The sequence below is a fragment of the Mycobacterium sp. genome, from assembly GCF_050701515.1.
GTDB lineage: Bacteria > Actinomycetota > Actinomycetes > Mycobacteriales > Mycobacteriaceae > Mycobacterium.
The window spans coordinates 1-14,485 of sequence record NZ_JBOGDB010000156.1 but is presented as its reverse complement, the minus strand read 5'-3'; the positions used below and the strand labels follow the sequence as shown (position 1 = coordinate 14,485).

Here is a 14,485-nt window from a genome sequence, read left to right as displayed (position 1 = left end):
ACATTGAGCACCTGCGCGCCACGGCAGATGCCCAACACCGGCATGCCGCGCCGCAGCGCGCCGTCCAGCAGCGCGAATTCCCATGCGTCGCGGTCCCGGTCCGGGTCGTCGGTGGCCGGGTGCGGTTGCTGGCCATAGCGGGCTGGATCGACGTCCTTCCCGCCGGTGATGATCAGACCATCCAACCCGTCGAGTACCCGCGCGGCGATGTCGGCGTCCACTGGTTGCGGAGGCAGCAGCACCGCGATGCCGTCGGCCTGGTTCACCCCCTCGAAATAGATGGCGGGCAGGAAGCTTGCGCGGACGTCCCACACCCCGGTCTGCGCCTGCTGCAGATAGGTGGTCAAGCCGAGAACGGGTCTAGAGGCGCTCAAAACCCCGCATCCTTTCCCAGTCGGTCACCACCGAGTTGAACGCGGCCAACTCGACGCGGGCGTTGTTCAGATAATGCTCGACGACGTCGTCGCCGAACGCCTCACGCGCTACCTCCGACTTGCCGAACAGCGCCGCCGCCTCGGTCAGCGTCGTGGGTAGTCGTTCCGCGCTGCTGTTGTATGCATTGCCCACCAATGCTTCCGGCAGCTCCAGCTCACGCTCGATGCCGTACAGCCCGCCGGCGATCATCGCCGACACAGCGAGGTACTGGTTGACGTCGCCGCCGGGTACCCGACATTCCATCCGCATGCCGGGTCCATGCCCGACCACCCGCACCGCGCAAGTGCGATTGTCCATACCCCACGCGATCGCGGTGGGCGCGAAGCTGCCATCGACGAACCGCTTGTAGGAGTTGATGTTCGGCGCGTAGAACAGCGTCAGCTCGCGCAGGGTCGCCAACTGACCGGCGATGAAGCTGCGGAACATCGGCGACATGCCGTCGGCCGCACTCGGGTCGGCGAACACCGCGCTGCCGTCCTCACCGCGCAGGGAGATGTGAATATGGCAGCTATTCCCTTCGCGCTCATCGTATTTCGCCATGAAGGTCAAGCTCTGACCGTGCTGGTCGGCGATCTCCTTGGCACCGTTCTTGTAAATGGTGTGGTTGTCGCAGGTGATGCGGGCGTGGTCGTAGCGAAAAGCGATCTCCTGCTGACCGAGGTTGCACTCCCCCTTTACACCCTCGCAGTACATGCCCGCGCCGGCCATGCCCAGCCTGATGTCGCGCAGCAGCGGCTCCATCCGCGTCGACGCCAGCATCGAGTAGTCGACGTTGTAGTCGGTGGCCGGCGTCAGGCCGCGGTAGCCGGCCGCCCACGCATCGCGGTAGGAGTCGTCGAACACCATGAACTCCAGTTCGGTGCCGACGTACGGCACCAGGCCACGCTGCGCGAGCCGCTCGATCTGTTTCTTCAGGATGCTGCGCGGCGCCGCGGTGATCGGACGGCCGTCGTCGAAGGACAGGTCGGCGATCACCAGCGCGGTACCCGGCAGCCACGGGATACGCCGCAGCGTGGAGATGTCCGGCGTCATCACCATGTCCCCGTAGCCGGTTTCCCAGCTGGACATCGCGTAGCCGTCGACGGTGTTCATGTCGACGTCGACGGCGAGCAGATAGTTGCAGCACTCGGCACCGTGGGCGGCCACATCCTCGACGAACAACCGCGCCGACACCCGCTTGCCGGTCAGCCGACCCTGCATGTCGCAGAACGCGACGATGACGGTGTCGATCTCACCGCCGGCGACCAGCGACTCCAATTCGGTTTGCGACAACAACCCGGTCATGACGAGAACTCAACCATTGGAAAACCGCCTTCCACCGCCTGACCACCACGTTGATCTATCAGATTGTCACCCGTTCAAAGGTAGGACACCAGACCAATAGGTGGCGGCCACACCCAGTAGCAGCAGCGGCACCGGGTGATCCCGCTAGGGAGCGGTTCCGCCAAGCGGTAGGGTCGAACCGATGTGTGGAGCCACCGGAGAGGTGCGTCTCGACGGCCAAACGCCCGATGTCGCGGCGGTGTCGGCGATGGCCGAGGCGATGGCGCCGCGTGGTCCTGACGCGGCGGGCGTGTGGTCGCAGGGCCGGGTCGCGCTCGGCCACCGCCGCCTGAAGATCATCGACCTGTCCGAGGCGGGCTCGCAGCCGATGGTCGACGCCGAACTCGGTCTCGCGATCGCCTGGAACGGCTGCATCTACAACTACAAGGACCTGCGCCGCGAACTGACGGAGCTCGGCTATCGGTTCTTCTCGCACAGCGATACCGAGGTGCTGCTCAAGGCCTACCACCGGTGGGGCGACCGGTTCGTGGACCGGCTGTACGGGATGTTCGCCTTCGCCATCGTCGAGCGGGACAGCGGCCGGGTGCTACTCGGCCGGGACCGGCTGGGCATCAAACCCCTCTACATCACCGAGGACGCGCACCGGTTGCGCTTCGCGTCATCGCTGCCGGCGCTGCTTGCCGGCGGCGGCGTCGACACCCGGATCGATCCGGTGGCCCTGCACCACTACCTCACCTTCCACTCGGTGGTTCCACCGCCACTGACCATTCTGCGCGGAGTGGCCAAGATCCCGCCGGCGTCGTTGATCGCAATCGAGCCGAACGGCCGGCGCACCATGACGAGCTATTGGGTGCCCGACTTCACGCGGCGCACGGACCGCTCCGACTGGTCCGAAACCGATTGGGAGGACGCGGTTCTGGCCACGCTGCGCACCGCGGTCGACCGTCGCATGGTGGCCGATGTACCGGTGGGCTGCCTGCTGTCGGGCGGGGTTGACTCCAGCCTCATCGTGGGTCTGCTCGCCGAGGCGGGCCAGAGCGGATTGTCGACGTTCTCGATCGGCTTCGAGTCGGTGGGCGGCGTCGACGGTGACGAGTTCAAGTGGTCGGACATCGTGGCCGACCGGTTCGGCACCGACCATCACCAGATCCGCATCGGCACCGACCGGATGCTGCCCGCCCTCGACGGCGCGATCGCCGCCATGAGCGAGCCGATGGTGAGCCACGACTGCGTGGCTTTCTATCTGCTCAGCCAGGAGGTGTCCCGGCACGTCAAGGTGGTGCAGTCCGGCCAGGGCGCCGACGAGGTGTTCGCGGGTTACCACTGGTATCCGCCGATGAGCGAACCCACCGCCGCAACCCTTGATGGGGCGGTGGCCTCCTACCGGGCCGCGTTCTTCGACCGGGACGCGTCCGGAGTGCAGGCGCTGGCGAGCCCCGGGGTGGTGGTCGCCGATGACGCCAGCGGCCGGCTGGTCGCCGAGCACTTCGCCCGCCCCGGCGCCCAGACCGGCGTCGACCGCGCCCTGCGGCTCGACACCACCGTGATGCTGGTGGACGACCCGGTGAAGCGGGTCGACAACATGACCATGGCCTGGGGCCTGGAGGGGCGGGTGCCGTTCCTCGACCACGAACTCGTCGAGCTCGCCGCGACCTGCCCGCCCGAGCTGAAAACCGCGCACGGCGGCAAGGGCGTGCTGAAACAGGCCGCCCGCCGGGTCATCCCGTCGGAGGTCATCGACCGGCCGAAGGGATACTTCCCGGTGCCGGCACTCACCCATCTCGAGGGCCCCTATTTCGACATGGTCCGTGACGCGCTCTATGCACCCGTCGCCAAGGAGCGGGGGTTGTTCCGCCCCGAGGCGGTCGACGCCCTCCTCGCCGACCCCAACGGCCGGCTGACCCCGTTGCGCGGCAACGAACTCTGGCAGATCGCGCTGCTCGAGATGTGGCTGCAACGGCACGGCATCACCGGAAGCACGGAATGACCACCCGACCCGAAGAGCACTCCGAGGCGATCACCCTCGGCCTGCACGACGCCTCACCGCCGGACATGGTGGACGCCATGTCGAACGACGTTGTGCTCGAACTCGGTTGGGGCAGATTGATTTTCGGTCAAACGTTCGCGGACGCCGAAAAGCTCGCCGAGGTACTGCGCGGCGAGACCTACGGTCGGCGCGATATCTGCATATACGCCCGTGAGTCCCACGTTCTGATCGCCCTGGCACCCGCGGAGTTGTTCATCGACCCGAGCCACACCTACCGGCTGCGCTTTTCCTACGGTGATGAACCCGCGCCGGCACCGATCGGGATCACCGTACGCACACTGACGGATCAAGCCGACGCCGACGCGGTAAACCGGGTCTACGTGCGATGCGGAATGGTGCCTGCACCCACCGCCGTCATCTGGGACAACCACCTGCATGCCGACGCGGTCGACTACCTGGTCGCGGTGCGCGCTGACGACCGCACAGTGGTCGGCACCGTCACCGGTGTCGACCACAAGCGGCTGTTCTCCGACCCCGAGGACGGCTCCAGCCTGTGGACACTGGCGGTCGACCCCACCGCCAACGTGCCCGGTGTCGGTGAAGCCCTGACTCGCGCGCTCGCCGCGATATTCCGCGAACGGGACCGGGCCTACATGGACCTGTCCGTCGGGCATGACAATGCCGCGGCCATCGCCCTGTACGAGAAGCTCGGATTCCAACGGGTTCCGGTGCTGGCGGTCAAACGCAAGAACGCGATCAACGAGCCGCTGTTCACCCACCCGCCAGAGACGGTGGACGACCTCAACCCGTATGCGCGCATCATCGCCGACGAAGCCATGCGCCGAGGCATCCAGGTCGAGGTACTCGACGCCGGGGCTGGAGAGATGCGTCTCACCCACGGCGGGCGCAGCGTCGTCACCCGGGAGTCGTTGTCCGAATTCGCCTCCGCGGTGGCGATGAGCCGGTGCGACGACAAGCGCCAGACCCGGCGCATCGTCTCCGAAGCCGGCATCACGGTGCCACGCGGACGGCTGGCCACCTTCGACGAGGAAGATCATGCGTTCCTCGCCGAGGTGGGCGACGTGGTGGTCAAACCCACCCGGGGCGAGCAGGGCAAGGGCATCACGGTGGGTGTCGACCGCCCTGAGGACCTCGATGCCGCGCTTTCCCGCGCTCGCGAACAGCATCCCGATGTGCTGATCGAGCAGCGCGCGAAGGGTGATGACCTCCGATTGGTGGTGATCGACGGCAAGGTGGTGGCCGCCGCGCTACGGATGCCGGCAGAAGTCATCGGCACCGGACACCACACCGTGCGTGAGCTGATCGAAACCCAGAGCCGGCGGCGCGCCGCGGCTACCGGCGGCGAGTCTCGCATCCCGCTCGACGACATGACCGAGGCGACCGTCGCCGACGCCGGCTGGTCGTTCGACGAGGTGTTGCCCGAAGGGCACCGCTTACGAGTGCGCCGCACCGCCAACCTGCACCAGGGCGGCACGATTCACGACGTGACCGCCAAAGTGCACCCGGAACTGTGCAGAGTGGCGGTGACGGCGGCCGAGGCGATCGGCATACCGGTCACCGGCATCGACCTACTGGTGCCCATCGTCAGCGACGACGACTACGTGTTCATCGAGGCCAACGAGCGCCCCGGGCTGGCCAACCATGAGCCGCAGCCGACCGCGGCCGCGTTCGTCGACTACCTGTTCCCGGCCACTCCCGGACTGCCGCAGGCCTGGACGCCCGATGAACCACCTAGCTGACGCCAGCAGCTTGCGCTATTGTTCAGCATCTTCTAAATTAAGGATATGCTGAATCAAGGATCGTTACCCGATGCAGTGACCTGGGACCTGGCCCGCGCAACCGGCCACGACGCCACGCTCGATCCCGCCCTCGTGCAGGCCTGCTCGGCGATGTTCTTGCCCGACATGCCCGAGCTGGGCCGGCGGGCGGGGATCATTGGACCCGTCGTCGAGGTCGGGCCGGACGCTTCCGCGCAGGCACGCCTGCTTGGCGCGATGGGACGCCGTCCGTGAGTGATCCGGCACTCGAGGACGCCATCCGCGCCCTCGCCCATCCCGGCAGGCGCGAGATGCTGCGGCTGGTCTGGGATGAGGAACGGCCCGCCACCGAGCTTGCCGACGCGGCAGGGCTATCCCGATCGGCTGCCAGTCAGCACCTCAAGCTGCTGAAGGAGGCCGGGCTGATCGACGTGCGGGTCGACGCAACTCGCAGGCTCTACCGCGCCGATCTCGTTCGCGTTGCAGAGGTCGCGGCATTCCTCGACGACTTCTGGGCCACGCCGCTCGACCGACTGCGTGCCGCCGCCGAGGGGAGGAGGCCGAAGCGATCGTGAAACTGGCTGTCCAACAACTGGTTATCCGGGCCAGCGCCGATCGGGTGTTCGACCTGCTCACCGACCCCGTGTGGTTCGTGCAGTGGATGGCCGACGACGCCACCCGCCCACGAAGGCGGCTGGGCCGCGGATTGAGTGTTCACCACGTGCTGGTGCGCAGCACGATCTCGGCGGCCAGTTGTGCGGTGGACTCCTGCGCATTGCGCCGCCCGAGCAACTCGACTAGCCGGAAGTCGCCGTACACGAAGCGTTGGCTGGCTCGTGCCACTGCCCCCGACGCCGGCGTGCTGACCAGGGCGGTGGTGTTCATCTCTACCGGTGGGCAGTGCTCGTCGCGGATCACGCCAGTGAGGTCGGCTACCCGCGGGTGTCCGCGGTCGATGACGACCAGGCCGATGAAACGGTCCAGCCGGGTGGCGGCTAGTTCCCACGCCAGCTCGCCGCCGATGCGGTCGCCGACCAGCAGACCCCATTGCACGTCGAGGGTGTCGAGGATGCCGACCACCGACTTGGCGGTCAACCGGGGGTCGGGACCGATGACGATGGTGCGCAGCGACGCGGTGTGCAGGCGCTGACACACGGCGTCGTACGCCGATGGCGCGTGTTGTGCCGCGCCGAGCAGCACGACGACGGACCCCTTGTCCGGGCCGTCGACTTCGACAGGAACGGGGAAACCGTCGACGGTGACCATCGTCGAAGGCATTTGGCCACGCTACAACCAATGGCCCTGTTGGCGGGCGGTTTTCTACCGGGTCTTAACGCAACCGTCAGGCGTTCTGCAGGCGGTCGGCCTGGTTGTTCGCAATGTCCAGAAAGGTCTGCGGCAGCGAACCTTTGACCGCGATGGTCGGATTCGGTGTCGGAAAGGCGATCCCGAACACCGCCAACGAGCCGACGTTCTCGAACGAGAAGTAGACGCTGCTCTTTGCGCCGCTCAGCTCCATTGTCTGCTCGTACACCAGCGCGTCGGGACGCGGCGTATGCAGCCTGGTGGTGGTCATCGGAATGCCTTCCGACGACGGGTCGAAGAATGCGTGAAAGTGCGAGCACCGGTCGGCGGTGGCGGCAAGCCGGTCCAGATCCAGCGTCGACGTCAGGACGGTGATCACGATGCGGGCACCGTCGTAGCCGACGCTGTACTTCGCGGCACTGCCCGGGCCGCGCTCGGCCGATGAGGCGATCACCTTCGTCAGTCCATCGGAGCAACCTTGCGGGGAGGACAGCATCGGCGGTGGTCCGCCGGCACCGTCGGGCTGGCCGGGCTGCTCGATGATGCGGTCGTACTGCACGCCCGGCGGGAAATCCGCCGCGGTCAGCAACACCTTCTCCAGCTTGGCGCCCGGCCACGTCGGCGTCCCTGCGATCTGGCTTGCGCAGCCGGCGAACGCCATCACCATGAGAATCGCCAGCGCAGACGCCCCGCGCCTGATCATGATCTCTACGCTACCCACGCAGGGTGCTGGCGATGGTCGGGCGCTCGGGTGGCCCGTCCTCCAGCACACCGACGATCGCGTCGACGTCGGCGTGGGCGGTCAACAGATCGGCCATCAGGTCGAGTTGACCGTCGCGGCGTGCCGCCACGTCGACGTCGTCGGCGACGGCGAATCCGTGCCGACCCGCGGCCGTCGCGGCGTCGGCCAGCCACCGCCGCCGGAACTCGTCGTTGTCGAGCAGCCCGTGCCAGTGCGTGCCGTATACCGCACCGCGCCGGATCCCGACACCCAGCCAGTCCTCTTCGGTGCACCGGGACAGCTGGCCGTGATGGATTTCGTAGCCGCGCAGCGCCGCGTCGTGGCGGCGCAGCGTCTTCTCCGGCGCGAACACGATGTCGGCGTCCAGGAGCGCCAGGGCGTCGACGCCGCCGACGCCGGATTCCACCGGATCGTCGATGTGGCGGCACAGCATCTGTAGGCCGCCGCAGATGCCCAGCACCGGCAGGCCCGACCGCGCGTGTGTGGCGACGCCGTCGGCCAGGCCGCGTTGGCGCAGCCAGCCCAGGTCGGCAACGGTGGACTTGCTGCCGGGGATCACTACTACGTCGGAATCCGGCAGATCGGCGGGGTCGGTCACCCAGCGCACCAGCACACCGGGCTCGCAGGCCAGCGCCTCGACATCGGTGGAGTTGGAGATGCGGGGCAGCCGGATCGCCGCCACCCGCAGCCACTGCTCGCCGATCGGCGGTTGCGGCCGGCCGACCACGCGGTGGGCCAGCACCGACACCGAGTCCTCGGTGTCGAGCCACAACCCGTCGTCGTAGGGGATCACGCCGTAGCTGGGTCGCCCCGTCAAAGCCTGCAACCGAGCCAGTCCCGGCGCGAGCAGTGCGGGATCGCCGCGAAACTTGTTGACCAGGAAACCCGCGACCAGCGCCTGGTCCTCCGTCTCGAGCAGCGCCACCGTTCCGAACAGATGGGCCAGCAGCCCGCCGCGGTCGATGTCGCCGACCAGGATGACCGGCAGATTGGCGGCACGGGCCAGGCCCATGTTGGCTAGATCCGTTGCACGCAGGTTGATCTCGGCCGGCGAGCCGGCACCCTCGCAGATGACGGCGTCGAATTCGCTTCGCAGCGAAGTCAACTCGTCTACCACCAACTTTGCGAGCCGGTCTCGCTGCTCCACGTAGTCCGCGGCGCCGATCGCGCCGGCGACCCGGCCGCGCAGCACCAGCTGCGACGTGCGGTCGCTGCCGGGCTTGAGCAGTATCGGGTTGAAGCGCACGCTGGGCGCCAGACCCGCGGCCCGCGCCTGCATCGCCTGAGCCCGGCCGATCTCACCGCCCTCGACGGTGACCGCCGAGTTGTTGGACATGTTCTGCGCCTTGAACGGTGCGACCTTGATGCCCTTGCGGGCCAGCAGCCGGCACAGGCCGGCGACCACCATGGATTTCCCGGCGTCCGAACTCGTCCCTGCAATCAGCAGCGCGCCCGTCACGGTGCTACAGCTGGGTCAGGATTTCGGCGCCGTCCTCGGTGACCACCAGGGTGTGCTCGAACTGCGCGGTCCATTTGCGGTCCTTGGTGACGACGGTCCAGTCGTCGTCCCAGATCTCGTAGTCCAGCGCGCCGAGGTTGATCATCGGCTCGATGGTGAACGTCATGCCGGGTTGGAGAACCGTGGTGACGGCGGGCTGATCGTAGTGCAGCACCACCAGCCCGTTGTGGAAGGTGGTGCCGATGCCGTGGCCGGTGAAGTCACGAACCACGTTGTACCCGAACCGGTTTGCGTACGACTCGATGACCCGGCCGATGACCGATAGTGCGCGGCCGGGCCGGACCGCCTTGATCGCGCGCGTCGTCGCTTCCCGCGTCCGCTCGACGAGCAGCCGGTGCTCCTCGGAGACGTCGCCGGCCAGGAACGTCGCATTGGTGTCGCCATGTACGCCGTCGATGTAGGCGGTGACGTCGATGTTGACGATGTCGCCGTCTTCGATCACCGTCGAATCCGGGATGCCGTGGCAGATGATCTCGTTCAGCGACGTGCAGCAGGACTTCGGGTAGCCCTTGTAGCCCAGCGTGGAGGGGTAGGCGCCGTGGTCGATCATGTACTCGTGGGCGATCCGGTCGAGCTCGTCGGTTGTCACACCCGGGTCGACGGCCTTGCCGGCCGCCGCGAGCGCACCCGCCGCGATCCGACCGGCGACGCGCATCTTGTCGATCACCTCGGGCGTCTGCACCCACGGCTCGCTGCCTTCGGCGGCCGTCGCCTTGCCCACGTACTCCGGGCGTGCGATCGAGCGGGGCACCGGCAGGGTCGGTGCCACCACGCCGGGGCGAAGTGCGGTGCGAACAGGCATGACGCCAGAGTAGTCGGACCGCGCGGCTAGATTCTTGAGCCATGACCATCGACGACGTTGACGAGCAGTTCGCCGCCCGGTTCGCGGAGCAGTTCGCCGAGACCTGGCGCACCCCCGACCTGGCAAAGCACGAAGCGCTGTGGAGCGACGACATCGTGCTGATCCAGCCGATGATGGGCACCCTGCGCGGCAAGCAGGCCTGCCGCGAGTCGTTTCAACGGCTGTTTGCGCTGGTGCCCGACCTGCACGCCGATGTGCACCGCGTCGGGCACGGCCCCCACGAGGTGTACATCGAGTTCACGTTGAGCGGAACCTACGGCGGCAAGCCGATCGCATGGGACGCCATCGACCGGTTCACCTTCACCGGCGGTCTGATCGCCGAACGGGTTTCCTACTTCGACTCCACCCCGCTGATCGGGAAGCTGCTCGGCCGCCCGGCCGGGTGGGAGCGGCTGGTGCGCACCGGGGCGCAGCTGTTCAGGCGTTAGCGACGGTCGAATGGACCGAATCGCCACGACTTGCGGGGTCCGCGAATGGCGACCGAGCCGCACACCACCTTTCCGGTCAGGATGACGTGCGGTGTGCCTTCGGCCGGGGCGTCCCTGCGGTGGTCGTGGGCGCTGCCCACGACGACCTCGACGTCGTCGATCGAAGCACTCGCCCCGACGGGCAGTCGAAGATCAAGCCCACCGAACTTCATATCGAGTTCGACGATGACCATCGGCCCGGCGAACCGAGCCCGAGTCAGGTCCAGGTCGACCGAGCCCATCCGCCGATGCAACGCCAGCCGGGTCGGCACGGTCCACTCGCCGTGCCGCTTCAACGAGCCCAGCACCCCGCGCAGCTCCACCCGGTCGGCCGCCGAGGTGACGAGCGCCCCCGGTCCCGGCAGGTCGCCGACCAGGGCGTCGAGGTCCGAGCGCAGCCGGGCCTGCGACACCAGCGCCGAGCGCTCTTCGAATTCGTCGATATCGATCAAGCCCAGCGCGACGGCATTGTGCAATCGCCGCAGCGTGCCATTGCGGTCGGCATCCGATATGCGCAGCACCGCAGATTGCTCGTTGATCCCTGTCATGGCCATTCCAAAATACCGCCAACCGCGTCCAGTAACGCGTCGGTGCTTGGCGTTCCTTCAGGGTCGAGGAGATGCTGGATCATCAGCCCGTCGACTAACGCCATCAGCAGCGAGGCGATAGCGCGGTCGTCACCGCTCAGCCCCCGGCTCACCAACGCCGCGGCGGTGCTTGCGCGCAGTCCCTCATAGCCCTCGGCGAGCTGGCGCCGAAGGTCATCGGAACGCTCGGCCTGGGCGAGCGCCTCGACGAACGCCACCAGCAGTGGACGGTCGCCGGCGAATGCCCGGTCCATCTCCTTTGCCGCGGCCCGCAACGAGCTCGATAAGTCGCTGCCGGGGGTGGCGGTCATCCGCGCCATCCGGTTCGTCCACCGGGTGAATGCCTCGATCAGTGCGGCATTCAGCAGGGCTTCCTTGGAGCCGAAGTAATAGCCGATCAGCCCTAGATTCGCACCGGAAGCAGCGGCGATGTCTCGTGCCGTGGTGCGGGCATAACCGCGTTCACGCAGGCATTGCAGCGCCCCCTCGATGAGGGCGCCCCGTGTCGATGTCCGTGCCGTCATCACTACAGTTTATACGGGTGTATAATACGTGTGTGTAAGACTCGCCGAACCGTCTGGAGCAGACATGACAAGAAAGGAAACAACTGTCGACGTCGCGATCGTCGGTGCCGGCCTCGCCGGGCTGACGGCAGCGCATGCGCTCGAGCAGGCCGGACACCGAGTCGCGGTGCTCGAGGCGCGCGCCGAGGTCGGTGGCCGGACCCGCTCACGGGTCATCGATGGATGCGTCGTCGAGTTGGGTGGAACGTTCCTCAACCCGGTCCAATGGCGCCTCACCATCATGGCCCGCACGCTCGGGTTGACGGTGAAGCGAACCGGCCTGTTGGGTGCACCGATTCAATGGCGCACCAACCGCTCAACGCTCACCGCGCCGGTTCCTGCACTCACGCCACCGCAGCTAGTCAAGCTGGTAAGAGCCGGACGCACCGCACGCCGCCTGGCGCGAAACCTGGACGCGGACGCGCCGTGGCGATCTGCGGCCGCGGCCGACTTGGACGGCGTATCGGTGGCCGATTGGCTCGACAGTCAGGACCTCGACGGCACCGCACAATGGCTGCTTGCGAACGGCATCGGCGGTTACGCCAGCCACCCGATCGACCGGCTCTCGCTGCTCGAGTTCCTGTGGTGGATCGCGCGCTACCACGGCAACATATCGGCGCTCCGAACGGGCAGCTCTCATCACATCGCCGAGGGCGCCCAGCAGGTTTGCCTGCGCCTCGCCGACCGCCTGACAGGCCCGATGCTGCTCGACACTCCCGTTGACGCGATACACCAGGATGCGAATGTCGAGCTCTACGCGAATGGCGCCCGCGTGTGCCTTGCACGTCGCGCGATCGTCACCGCTCCGCTGCCCGTGCTCGATCGGATCGACTTCGACCCGCAGCTGGACGCCGACCAACAACAGCTGGTGACGTCCCTGCGATCCGGCCACATCACCAAGGTCGGTGGCGTTGCCCGTGCACCGATCCGAGTACGCAGGCGCGCCAACATCGGCGGTGACGCCCTCGTTTTCACGGCACGCCTCGACAACCAACTCGCCGGATACAGCCTGCATGACCCGTGGGAGCCGGCTCTCGGCGATCCGCTGGCCGTGCTGGCCGAGGACTTCGGCCTGGACGCAGACGAGGTGAACGGGGCTGTCGTCCACTGGAGCCAGGAGCCCTTCGCCGGCGGCTCCTACGTCGCCTTCGCTCCCGGTCAGATCACCCGGCACGGACCACACCTGCGCCGCCCGCACGGACTTGTCCATTTCGCGGGCGCCGAGCGCAGCAGCATGCCTCAGCAGATGGAGGGCGCCGTCGAGAGCGGAACTCGCGTCGCCGCCGAGGTCGATCGGCGATTGGAATACGCACGGCCGCAGGCAATTCACGCCAAATAGCTGAATTACCTTGCCACTTGTCTCATTATGGCGCGGTGGCTGACAACAGCTGGGCACCAAAGACGGTCGAGGCGTGGGCCTTCGTGCAGCAGGTGCTGGCCGGAACCGGCATGACCCCCCGACGGATGGCGGCGTATGTCAGTGATACCGACCTGAGCCTGGCCGGTGGAGAGTTCGCGCTGATGTTCTCGGCGGCCAAGCCGTCACCGGCCGAGCTCGACGGCGCCGACACCACACCGGACAACCTGTACATGATCGGGACCTTCCGGCTGGACGCCGACGAGTCGCTGCTGCTCGAATTCGAGCCACCGGACCGGCGGCCGGCATCGCGGCTTCGTGGTGTTCCGCTGGCTGGACAACCCGGATCCGCCCAAGGTGGCGGTCACGGTGTGCGGCGGCGGGGCGACGCGATGAGCAGTGCCGGCCGGTTCGACCCTGCCGTGTTGATCGAGCAGGCATGCGAGTGGGCCGGCAGTGATGACTTCGGCGCCGATTTCGACGAAATCGACAGCTGGCGCGACGGATTGGACCGGCTGGTCGACGGATTGGACGGCGAGGCCCGGCTCAACGCGCTTGGCGTTCAGATCGCCACTCTGGACATCGTGCGACCGTTGAAGAATCGAGTGCAGATCGTCGAATGGCGCAAGACGCATCCCGAGATCGCCGACGAGAAGATCAGCAGGCCGATCTTCATTGTCGGCCAGCCCCGCACCGGCACCACCATCCTGTTCGACCTACTCGCCCAGGACCCGCAGCTACGCCCACCGCTGACCTGGGAGGTCGACGCACCATATCCGGTGCCGCGGCCCGAGTCATACGAAAGCGACCCGCGGATCGCCGAAACCCAGGCCGGTCTCGAGATGAGCGAGCAGATCGTTCCCGGGCTCATGACATTCCATCCGATGGGCGCGCAGATCGGCCAGGAGTGCGTGCGGATCACCGCCGGGCAGTTCTGCAGCATGATCTTTTCCGTTCAGTACCGGCTGCCCACCTATTACAAGTGGCTGCTCTACGAGGCCGACCATCGGCCGTCCTATCGTTATCACCGAGTCTTTTTGCAACACTTGCAATCCGGGGTCGGCGGTCAGTGGTTGTTGAAGTCGCCCGCGCATCTCTGGCACCTCGACACACTCGTGGCCGAGTATCCGGACGCGCTGATAGTGCAGACGCACTCGCCGAATGCGCGGTGCAATCCTGTGAGGAGATCGTGGTCGGGCTGCAGCGCGGGATGACGCTGCGCGACTTCCTGGCCGCCCATCCCGGCGACGGCGGTGGCGGCCGCTACAGCTGGGCAGACACCGGTCTAGATACCGGACTGATCCGTGAACAGGGTCAGCGCCTACCAACAGCGATACGACGTGCCCACCGAACCGCTCAACCAGCTACTCAAGCCAGGTAGTCGGGCGGCAGGCCGTCGAGCATCCCTTTAAGCATCCGCACCGCGTACTCCGAGCTGCCACCCCCGACGATCAAGGCGGCGAACGCCATGTCGCCGCGATAGCCGGCGAACCAGGAGTGCGAGCCACCCTCGAATTCGGCCTCACCGGTCTTGCCGCGGACGTCGCCCGCCGGAAGCAGGTCGTCTGCGGTGCCGTTCGTCACCACCAACCTCAACAT

Annotated in this window: 14 protein-coding genes and 3 pseudogenes; 8 read left to right on the top strand and 9 right to left on the bottom strand. The window is 67.1% G+C overall.

Annotation, left to right across the window (positions count from 1 at the left end; all coding sequences use genetic code 11):
- Both ACRDU5_RS13190 and ACRDU5_RS13185 read right to left on the bottom strand, forming a co-directional pair.
- Positions 1-374, bottom strand: a 374-nt coding sequence (locus tag ACRDU5_RS13190) for a gamma-glutamyl-gamma-aminobutyrate hydrolase family protein (protein WP_526615000.1), incomplete at its 3' end; no start/stop codon positions are given.
- Positions 361-1,719, bottom strand: a complete 1,359-nt coding sequence (locus tag ACRDU5_RS13185; protein ID WP_526614999.1) for a glutamine synthetase family protein — start codon at positions 1,717-1,719, stop codon at positions 361-363. The genes ACRDU5_RS13190 and ACRDU5_RS13185, both read right to left, overlap by 14 nt.
- 181 nt (positions 1,720-1,900) lie before the next feature.
- On the opposite strand from ACRDU5_RS13185, the gene ACRDU5_RS13180 reads away from it, so the two are divergent.
- From ACRDU5_RS13180 to ACRDU5_RS13165, 4 genes are read left to right on the top strand one after another with little or no spacing between them, the layout of a single operon-like run.
- On the top strand, positions 1,901-3,706 hold the full coding sequence (locus tag ACRDU5_RS13180) for an N-acetylglutaminylglutamine amidotransferase (RefSeq protein WP_526614998.1): 1,806 nt from the start codon (positions 1,901-1,903) through the stop codon (positions 3,704-3,706).
- Positions 3,703-5,466, top strand: coding sequence for an N-acetylglutaminylglutamine synthetase (gene ngg, locus ACRDU5_RS13175; RefSeq protein ID WP_526614997.1), 1,764 nt, complete (start codon positions 3,703-3,705; stop codon positions 5,464-5,466). The genes ACRDU5_RS13180 and ngg overlap by 4 nt, the downstream gene beginning before the upstream one ends.
- Before the next feature lie 45 nt (positions 5,467-5,511).
- Positions 5,512-5,739, top strand: coding sequence for a hypothetical protein (locus ACRDU5_RS13170; RefSeq protein ID WP_526614996.1), 228 nt, complete (start codon positions 5,512-5,514; stop codon positions 5,737-5,739).
- A complete protein-coding gene (locus tag ACRDU5_RS13165; RefSeq protein WP_526614995.1) occupies positions 5,736-6,059 on the top strand; it encodes an ArsR/SmtB family transcription factor in 324 nt (107 codons plus the stop codon). Before ACRDU5_RS13170 ends, ACRDU5_RS13165 begins: the two co-directional genes overlap by 4 nt.
- Positions 6,060-6,198: 139 nt before the next feature.
- On the opposite strand, the gene ACRDU5_RS13160 is transcribed toward ACRDU5_RS13165, so the two are convergent.
- The 4 genes from ACRDU5_RS13160 to map form a co-directional block, all read right to left on the bottom strand.
- A complete protein-coding gene (locus ACRDU5_RS13160) occupies positions 6,199-6,762 on the bottom strand; it encodes an alpha/beta fold hydrolase (protein WP_526614994.1) in 564 nt (187 codons plus the stop codon).
- Positions 6,763-6,826: 64 nt separating this feature from the next.
- Positions 6,827-7,492 (bottom strand): hypothetical protein, encoded by a 666-nt coding sequence (locus ACRDU5_RS13155; protein WP_526614993.1) that lies wholly within the window; start codon positions 7,490-7,492, stop codon positions 6,827-6,829.
- A gap of 10 nt (positions 7,493-7,502) precedes the next feature.
- Positions 7,503-8,990 (bottom strand): cobyric acid synthase, encoded by a 1,488-nt coding sequence (locus ACRDU5_RS13150; protein ID WP_526614992.1) that lies wholly within the window; start codon positions 8,988-8,990, stop codon positions 7,503-7,505.
- 4 nt (positions 8,991-8,994) lie between these two features.
- Positions 8,995-9,852 (bottom strand): type I methionyl aminopeptidase, encoded by an 858-nt coding sequence (gene map / locus ACRDU5_RS13145; RefSeq protein ID WP_526614990.1) that lies wholly within the window; start codon positions 9,850-9,852, stop codon positions 8,995-8,997.
- A gap of 41 nt (positions 9,853-9,893) precedes the next feature.
- On the opposite strand from map, the gene ACRDU5_RS13140 reads away from it, so the two are divergent.
- On the top strand, positions 9,894-10,340 hold the full coding sequence (locus ACRDU5_RS13140) for a nuclear transport factor 2 family protein (RefSeq protein WP_526614989.1): 447 nt from the start codon (positions 9,894-9,896) through the stop codon (positions 10,338-10,340).
- On the opposite strand, the gene ACRDU5_RS13135 is transcribed toward ACRDU5_RS13140, so the two are convergent.
- Together ACRDU5_RS13135 and ACRDU5_RS13130 are read right to left on the bottom strand one after the other, a co-directional pair.
- Positions 10,337-10,927: a DUF1707 domain-containing protein gene (locus tag ACRDU5_RS13135; RefSeq protein WP_526614988.1), complete on the bottom strand. Its 591-nt coding sequence runs from the start codon at positions 10,925-10,927 to the stop codon at positions 10,337-10,339. The genes ACRDU5_RS13140 and ACRDU5_RS13135 overlap by 4 nt on opposite strands.
- Complete coding sequence (locus ACRDU5_RS13130) at positions 10,924-11,490, bottom strand: TetR/AcrR family transcriptional regulator (protein ID WP_526614987.1); 567 nt, start codon at positions 11,488-11,490, stop codon at positions 10,924-10,926. The genes ACRDU5_RS13135 and ACRDU5_RS13130 overlap by 4 nt, the downstream gene beginning before the upstream one ends.
- A gap of 64 nt (positions 11,491-11,554) precedes the next feature.
- Between ACRDU5_RS13130 and ACRDU5_RS13125 the strand changes: the two genes are divergently transcribed.
- The 3 genes and pseudogenes from ACRDU5_RS13125 to ACRDU5_RS13115 all read left to right on the top strand — a co-directional run bounded on the left by ACRDU5_RS13125 (position 11,555) and on the right by ACRDU5_RS13115 (position 14,298).
- On the top strand, positions 11,555-12,868 hold the full coding sequence (locus tag ACRDU5_RS13125; RefSeq protein WP_526614986.1) for a flavin monoamine oxidase family protein: 1,314 nt from the start codon (positions 11,555-11,557) through the stop codon (positions 12,866-12,868).
- 89 nt (positions 12,869-12,957) lie between these two features.
- Positions 12,958-13,282, top strand: a pseudogene (locus ACRDU5_RS13120) (hypothetical protein); the annotation flags it as partial.
- Positions 13,279-14,298: pseudogene (locus tag ACRDU5_RS13115) on the top strand (sulfotransferase). The pseudogenes ACRDU5_RS13120 and ACRDU5_RS13115, both read left to right, overlap by 4 nt.
- On the opposite strand, the pseudogene ACRDU5_RS13110 reads toward ACRDU5_RS13115, so the two are convergent.
- Positions 14,255-14,485, bottom strand: a pseudogene (locus tag ACRDU5_RS13110) (penicillin-binding transpeptidase domain-containing protein); the annotation flags it as partial. The pseudogenes ACRDU5_RS13115 and ACRDU5_RS13110 sit on opposite strands and share 44 nt — an antisense overlap.

Excerpts from the sequence above, each read along its gene's own strand:
- ngg (WP_526614997.1), top strand. The coding sequence starts at position 3,703 with ATGACCACCCGACCCGAAGAGCACTCCGAGGCGATCACCCTCGGCCTG.
- ACRDU5_RS13155 (WP_526614993.1), bottom strand. The coding sequence starts at position 7,492 with ATGATCAGGCGCGGGGCGTCTGCGCTGGCGATTCTCATGGTGATGGCG.
- ACRDU5_RS13130 (WP_526614987.1), bottom strand. The coding sequence starts at position 11,490 with ATGACGGCACGGACATCGACACGGGGCGCCCTCATCGAGGGGGCGCTG.
- ACRDU5_RS13185 (WP_526614999.1), bottom strand. The coding sequence starts at position 1,719 with ATGACCGGGTTGTTGTCGCAAACCGAATTGGAGTCGCTGGTCGCCGGC.
- ACRDU5_RS13170 (WP_526614996.1), top strand. The coding sequence starts at position 5,512 with ATGCTGAATCAAGGATCGTTACCCGATGCAGTGACCTGGGACCTGGCC.
- ACRDU5_RS13140 (WP_526614989.1), top strand. The coding sequence starts at position 9,894 with ATGACCATCGACGACGTTGACGAGCAGTTCGCCGCCCGGTTCGCGGAG.
- ACRDU5_RS13135 (WP_526614988.1), bottom strand. The coding sequence starts at position 10,927 with ATGACAGGGATCAACGAGCAATCTGCGGTGCTGCGCATATCGGATGCC.
- ACRDU5_RS13125 (WP_526614986.1), top strand. The coding sequence starts at position 11,555 with ATGACAAGAAAGGAAACAACTGTCGACGTCGCGATCGTCGGTGCCGGC.
- ACRDU5_RS13180 (WP_526614998.1), top strand. The coding sequence starts at position 1,901 with ATGTGTGGAGCCACCGGAGAGGTGCGTCTCGACGGCCAAACGCCCGAT.
- ACRDU5_RS13160 (WP_526614994.1), bottom strand. The coding sequence starts at position 6,762 with ATGCCTTCGACGATGGTCACCGTCGACGGTTTCCCCGTTCCTGTCGAA.
- map (WP_526614990.1), bottom strand. The coding sequence starts at position 9,852 with ATGCCTGTTCGCACCGCACTTCGCCCCGGCGTGGTGGCACCGACCCTG.